This window comes from Streptomyces sp. NPDC055749, from assembly GCF_053617235.1.
The window spans coordinates 103,411-109,410 of sequence record NZ_JBSHFH010000025.1; the positions used below are offsets into that span (position 1 = coordinate 103,411).

Genomic DNA, 6,000 nt, shown 5'->3' on the forward strand with positions numbered 1-6,000 from the left:
TGCGTTTACTGTCGTGAGGGGCGGGTAGCTGCGCATGTTTGCGCAGGTCAGGGCAAGGAAGTGCGGCGCGCACTACCCGGATGCGGAGTTGCATCGGGCACACTGGCCGGATCTCGCACTGTTCAGATCTGGCACGACCGGGAGCGCACGGTGAGCACAGGCAACACAGGCATCGACCCGCTCGTGGGGCTGCGCGTCCCGCAGGACCCGGCGTGCGACGTCTTCCTGACGGGCACGGTCTTCCTCGACATCGTCTTCACCGGCCTGGACAGCGCCCCCGTGCGCGGTACGGAGTCCTGGGCGCGCGGCATGGGCTCCAGCCCCGGCGGCGTCGCCAACATGGCCACCGCGCTCGCCCGGCTCGGCCTGCGTACCTCGATGGCCGCGGCCTTCGGCGACGACCACTACGGGGAGTACTGCCGGGACGCGCTCGAACAGGGCGAGGGCATCGACCTCTCCATGTCGTACACCGTGCCCGGCTGGCACTCGCCCGTCACCGTCTCCATGGCGTACGAGGGCGAGCGGACCATGGTCTCGCACGGCCACGAGGCGCCTGCCCCCGCGACGGACACGGTCCCGGGCCGGACGTTCCCGCACTGCCCGCCGCGCGCCCGCGCCGCCGTCGCCTCCCTGGTCCCCGGCCGCAGTGAGCCCTGGGTGGCCACCGCCGCACGCAACGGGGCCCTGATCTTCGCCGACGTCGGCTGGGACGAGACCGGCCGCTGGGACCTGGACGCCCTGCCCGACCTCGAACACTGCGCGGCCTTCCTGCCCAACGCGGAGGAGGCGATGCGCTACACCGGGACCGACTGCCCGCGCGCGGCGGCCCACGCCCTGGCCGAACGCGTACCGCTCGCCGTCGTCACCCTCGGTGCGGAAGGCGCCTACGCCGTCGACGGGACGACCGGAACCACCGCCGAGGTGCCCGCCATCGAGGTCGAGGCCCTCGACCCGACCGGCGCGGGCGACGTCTTCGTCGCCGGCTTCGTCACCGGCACCCTCGCGGGCTGGCCGCTCGACGACCGCCTGGCCTTCGCCGGGCTGACCGCCGCCCTCTCCGTGCAGGAGTTCGGCGGCTCCCTGTCCGCCCCCGGCTGGGCGGAGGTCGCCGCCTGGTGGCAGCGGGTGCGCACCTTCGCCGACCAGGATCCGGCGGCCCTGGAGCGGTACGCGTTCCTGGAGGCCCTGCTGCCCGCCGCGACCCGCGCATGGCCGCTGCGCCGGGCCGTGCCCACGATCGGCTTCCGCCAGTAGACGGGCAATAGCACGGGCTTCGAAAATCCTTCTGCGTTGTCGGTGCGGAGTCGTAGGCTTGGTGATCCAGAGGTTGTCGAGCAGCGAGAACCCTGCAACGGGAGGTATGTGCAGGCCCGAGGGCCGGCCCATGACTCAGACACCCACACAGCCGCAGGCGCGTGCCCAGATCAGGATTCCGGCCGCACACCCCATGGTGATGCTCCTGGGATCGGGTGACTCGCTGCTGCGCGTGATCGAAACGGCATTCCCGGCAGTCGACATCCACGTCCGGGGCAACGAAATCAGCGCTACCGGGGACGCGACGGAAGTCGCCCTGATCCAGCGCCTGTTCGACGAGATGGTGCTGGTGCTCCGCACCGGTCTGCCGATGACGGAGGACGCAGTGGAACGCTCGATCGCCATGCTCAGGGCGAGCGGTAACGGCGACGGGGACGGCTCCGAGACCCCCGCCGACGTACTCACCCAGAACATCCTTTCCAGCCGCGGCCGCACCATCCGCCCCAAGACCCTCAACCAGAAGCGGTACGTCGACGCGATCGACAAGCACACGATCGTTTTCGGCATCGGTCCCGCGGGCACCGGCAAGACCTATCTCGCCATGGCGAAGGCGGTCCAGGCGCTCCAGTCCAAGCAGGTCAGCCGGATCATCCTGACCCGGCCCGCCGTCGAGGCGGGAGAGCGGCTCGGCTTCCTGCCCGGCACGCTCTTCGACAAGATCGACCCGTATCTGCGCCCGCTCTACGACGCACTGCACGACATGCTCGACCCCGACTCGATCCCGCGGCTGATGGCGGCGGGGACGATCGAGGTGGCGCCGCTGGCATACATGCGTGGAAGAACTCTGAATGACGCGTTCATCATTCTCGACGAGGCGCAGAACACCAGCGCCGAGCAGATGAAGATGTTCCTGACCCGGCTCGGCTTCGACTCGAAGATCGTCGTCACCGGTGACGTCACCCAGGTCGACCTGCCGAGCGGCACCAAGAGCGGTCTGCGTCAGGTCCAGGACATCCTGGACGGCGTCAAGGATGTCCACTTCTCCCGGCTCACCTCCGAGGATGTGGTCCGGCACAAGCTGGTCGGCCGTATCGTCGACGCGTACGAGAAGTACGACAGCCGAGAAAGCCCCAACGGGAAGTAGTCACAGCGCACCATGTCGATCGACGTCAACAACGAGTCCGGAACCGAGGTCGACGAGCAGGCGATCCTCGACATCGCCCGCTACGCACTGGCACGGATGCGGATCCACGCGCTCTCCGAGCTCTCGGTGATCGTGGTGGACAGCGACGCCATGGAGCAGCTCCACATCCAGTGGATGGACCTCCCGGGTCCGACGGATGTCATGTCCTTCCCGATGGACGAACTGCGTCCGCCGGTCAAGGACGACGAGGAGCCCCCGCAGGGGCTCCTCGGTGACATCGTGCTCTGCCCGGAGGTCGCGAAGCGGCAGGGCGAGGAGGCGGAGACCGGGCACTCCATGGACGAGGAGCTTCAGCTCCTCACCGTCCACGGTGTGCTGCATCTCCTGGGCTACGACCACGAGGAGCCGAACGAGAAGGCCGAGATGTTCGGCCTCCAGGCGGCGATCGTCGACGGCTGGCGCGGTGAGCGCGGGCTGACGGGCCCCTCCCCGGCCCCCACCGTCTCGTGAGCGTTCCTCTCCTCTCCGGAGTCGTCCTGCTCGTCGTCGGCGGCTGGCTCGCGGCCTGCGCCGAGGCGGGCATCGCCCGTACGTCCAGCTTCCGGGCCGCCGAGGCGGTCCGGGCGGGGCGGCGCGGCAGCGCCAAGCTGGAGCAGGTCGCGGCCGACCCGACCCGCTATCTGAATGTCGCCCTGCTGGTGCGGGTCGCCTGCGAGATGTCGGCCGGGGTGCTCGTCACGTACGCCTGCCTGCAGGAGTTCCCGGAGACCTGGGAGGCGCTGGCCGTCGCGATGGGCGTCATGGTCCTCGTCTCGTACGTCGCCATCGGGGTCTCCCCGCGCACCATCGGACGCCAGCACCCGCTGAACACGGCGACCGCCGCGGCGTACGTCCTGCTGCCGCTGGCCAGGATCATGGGGCCGATCCCGCAGCTGCTGATCCTCCTCGGCAACGCGCTGACGCCCGGCAAGGGCTTCCGCAAGGGGCCGTTCGCCAGCGAGGCGGAACTGCGCGCCATGGTCGACCTGGCCGAGCAGGAGTCGCTGATCGAGGACGACGAACGCCGCATGGTGCACTCGGTCTTCGAGCTCGGCGACACGCTCGTACGCGAGGTGATGGTGCCGCGCACGGACCTGGTCGCCATCGAGCGCTACAAGACGATCCGCCAGGCGCTGACGCTGGCCCTGCGCTCGGGCTTCTCGCGCATCCCGGTGACCGGGGAGAACGAGGACGACGTCGTCGGCATCGTGTATCTGAAGGACCTGGTCCGCAAGACGCATATCAACCGGGAGTCGGAGGCCGATCCGGTCTCCACGGCGATGCGGCCGGCCGCCTTCGTGCCGGACACGAAGAACGCGGGTGATCTGCTGCGCGAGATGCAGCAGGACCGCAGCCACGTCGCGGTCGTCATCGACGAGTACGGCGGCACGGCGGGCATCGTCACCATCGAGGACATCCTGGAGGAGATCGTCGGCGAGATCACCGACGAGTACGACCGCGAACTGCCGCCGGTCCAGCCGCTGGAGAACGGCAGCTTCCGGGTGACGGCCAGGCTCGACATCGGCGACCTCGGGGAGCTGTTCGGCCTCGACGAGTACGACGACGAGGACGTCGAGACGGTCGGCGGTCTGCTCGCCAAGGCGCTCGGCCGGGTCCCGATCGCGGGCGCCTCCTCGGTGGTGGACCTTCCCGACGGCCGCAGGCTCCGGCTGACCGCCGAGTCCCCGGCGGGCCGCCGGAACAAGATCGTCACGGTGCTCGCGGAACCGGAGGGGACGGAGTCCGGATGACACCGCAGGAGCTCAGGGCGTTCTGCCTGGAATTCAACGCGAGCGTGGAGGAGTTCCCGTTCGGGCCCGAGGCATCGGTCTTCAAGGTGCTCGGCAAGATGTTCGCGCTCAGTGTGCTGGACGCGCGCCCGCTGACGGTGAATCTGAAGTGCGATCCGGACGACGCGATCCGGCTCCGTGAGGACCACGCCGCGATCGTCCCGGGCTGGCACATGAACAAGCGCCACTGGAACACCGTGACGGTCTCCGGGCTCCCGGACCGGATGGTCCGCGAGCTGATCGAGGACTCCTGCGACCTGGTGGTGGCGGGCCTGCCGAAGGCGGAGCGGCTCCGACTCGACCGCCCCTGACCGGCCGGTCCGCGGTCATGGCCCCCAGGGCCTGTCGTCAGGCCCTGGCCTATGCTCGGGCCATGACCGAGAGCACCGACCCCCAGAGCACCGGACTCGCCGCCGAGGACCGCAAGATCATCACGCTGGCCCGCTCCACGAGGGCGCGCAACGGAGTGCCTGAGGGTGCCGCCGTCCGCGACGAGACGGGACGTACGTACGTCGCGGGCACCGTCGACCTCAGCTCGCTGAAGCTCAGCGCCCTGCAGACCGCTGTCGCGATGGCGGTGGCGAGCGGTGCGAAGTCGCTGGAGGCCGCCGCGGTGGTCACCGAGTCCGAGACCCCTTCGGAGGCCGACCGCGCGGCGGTGAGCGACCTGGGCGGGCCGGAGACTCCCGTCCTGCTCGCGGGTCCCGACGGCGCGCTGCGGCTCACCACCCCGGCCGGCTGACCCCCGCCGGGCGCTCCTGCGTGCCGCCGTGAGCGTGCAGGAGCACCCGGACAGTAGTCAAACCTTCTCAAGTCCCTGAAGAATCAAGGGACTTCCCCTTGTAATCGCTGCCCCGCTGCGCATCAATGAACAGCAGCTCATCCGACGGACCGTCAGATTTCACGGACGGCCGGGTCCGGGGCGCGAGCCGCAGCCCCGTACCGCTTCGGCCGTCCAGCCTTCCGTGCGGCGCGCCCCCCGCCCGCGGACGGTCCGCGCACCCTCCACGCAGCCCCTGCAGAGCCGTGCCCGCATGTCCTAGGACCGGACCGCGGGCCCGGTGGGACCCCGCTGCGCGGAACCGTGCGCCCTCGTGCGGCAGACGACAACTCCCTGAACAGGGAAGGGGAACCGAATGAGACGCAGCAGAATCGGCATCGGTGCGGCGCTTGCCGCGGGCGCCCTCGCCGTGAGCGGACTGGCGCTCGCGCCGGCCGCCGCGGCGGTGACGCCGGCGGACGCCACGGCGGACTACGACTGCGGGAGCTTCGGCGGTGGCGACGCCAACCTCCGTGCCGTGCAGTCGGGCAGCAGCATCACCATCTCCGTCAGCACCTCGGTCGTCACGCCCATCCCCGTCGGTGCGGGCGCCGCGACCACCACGCTCAAGCTGACCCGTAACGGTGGTCCGGCGACGGTCACCTTCACGGGCAGCAGCAACCCCGCCATGGCGGCGTTCAGCGTCTACCGCAGCGGGCCGCTGACCAGCGCCACCGCTTTCGCTCCAGGTGACACGCTCGACTCGTACTTCGGCGGTACGGCGCTCACGCTCCTGATCTTCGGTACGACCGTCTCGTGCGACGCGGTCACCTCGCAGGCGCCGGGCCCGTTCGTCGTCAGCTGACCCTGACCGGGCCGCACAACGGCCGCGGGCGCCCCCCCCAACGGCGGCCGCGGCCCCCCCGCGGGTTGTGTAACCGGGGGGTACGCATAATGCCCCCCCGTGGGGGAGGTTGAAAGATGATATTGGGCAGCCGGTTAGTGGTTTTGGG

7 protein-coding genes are annotated in these 6,000 nt (G+C 70.1%); all 7 read left to right on the top strand.

The annotated features are described in order from the left end of the window. The first annotated feature begins 150 nt into the window (after positions 1 to 150). The 7 genes from ACWGO0_RS20330 (at position 151) to ACWGO0_RS20360 (ending at position 5,852) form a co-directional block, all read left to right on the top strand. Positions 151 to 1,254, top strand: coding sequence for a carbohydrate kinase family protein (locus ACWGO0_RS20330; RefSeq protein WP_453536505.1), 1,104 nt, complete (start codon positions 151 to 153; stop codon positions 1,252 to 1,254). 130 nt (positions 1,255 to 1,384) lie between these two features. Continuing rightward, positions 1,385 to 2,398, top strand: a complete 1,014-nt coding sequence (locus ACWGO0_RS20335) for a PhoH family protein (RefSeq protein ID WP_453536508.1) — start codon at positions 1,385 to 1,387, stop codon at positions 2,396 to 2,398. Positions 2,399 to 2,410: 12 nt separating this feature from the next. Further along, on the top strand, positions 2,411 to 2,908 hold the full coding sequence (ybeY, locus tag ACWGO0_RS20340; RefSeq protein WP_328910086.1) for an rRNA maturation RNase YbeY: 498 nt from the start codon (positions 2,411 to 2,413) through the stop codon (positions 2,906 to 2,908). Further along, on the top strand, positions 2,905 to 4,188 hold the full coding sequence (locus tag ACWGO0_RS20345; RefSeq protein ID WP_453536512.1) for a hemolysin family protein: 1,284 nt from the start codon (positions 2,905 to 2,907) through the stop codon (positions 4,186 to 4,188). The genes ybeY and ACWGO0_RS20345 overlap by 4 nt, the downstream gene beginning before the upstream one ends. Continuing rightward, the gene (locus ACWGO0_RS20350) at positions 4,185 to 4,538 is read left to right on the top strand and encodes an MmcQ/YjbR family DNA-binding protein (protein WP_453536515.1); all 354 of its coding nucleotides are present in this window, start codon (positions 4,185 to 4,187) and stop codon (positions 4,536 to 4,538) included. The genes ACWGO0_RS20345 and ACWGO0_RS20350 overlap by 4 nt, the downstream gene beginning before the upstream one ends. A gap of 62 nt (positions 4,539 to 4,600) precedes the next feature. Further along, on the top strand, positions 4,601 to 4,969 hold the full coding sequence (locus ACWGO0_RS20355; protein ID WP_453536518.1) for a cytidine deaminase: 369 nt from the start codon (positions 4,601 to 4,603) through the stop codon (positions 4,967 to 4,969). Positions 4,970 to 5,363: 394 nt separating this feature from the next. After that, positions 5,364 to 5,852: a hypothetical protein gene (locus tag ACWGO0_RS20360; protein ID WP_453536521.1), complete on the top strand. Its 489-nt coding sequence runs from the start codon at positions 5,364 to 5,366 to the stop codon at positions 5,850 to 5,852. Positions 5,853 to 6,000: the final 148 nt, after the last annotated feature.

What these genes read in the sequence shown, in the direction of transcription:
- ACWGO0_RS20335 (WP_453536508.1), top strand. Translation starts at nt 1,385, where the DNA reads ATGACTCAGACACCCACACAGCCGCAGGCGCGTGCCCAGATCAGGATT.
- ACWGO0_RS20350 (WP_453536515.1), top strand. Translation starts at nt 4,185, where the DNA reads ATGACACCGCAGGAGCTCAGGGCGTTCTGCCTGGAATTCAACGCGAGC.
- ACWGO0_RS20360 (WP_453536521.1), top strand. Translation starts at nt 5,364, where the DNA reads ATGAGACGCAGCAGAATCGGCATCGGTGCGGCGCTTGCCGCGGGCGCC.
- ACWGO0_RS20355 (WP_453536518.1), top strand. Translation starts at nt 4,601, where the DNA reads ATGACCGAGAGCACCGACCCCCAGAGCACCGGACTCGCCGCCGAGGAC.
- ybeY (WP_328910086.1), top strand. Translation starts at nt 2,411, where the DNA reads ATGTCGATCGACGTCAACAACGAGTCCGGAACCGAGGTCGACGAGCAG.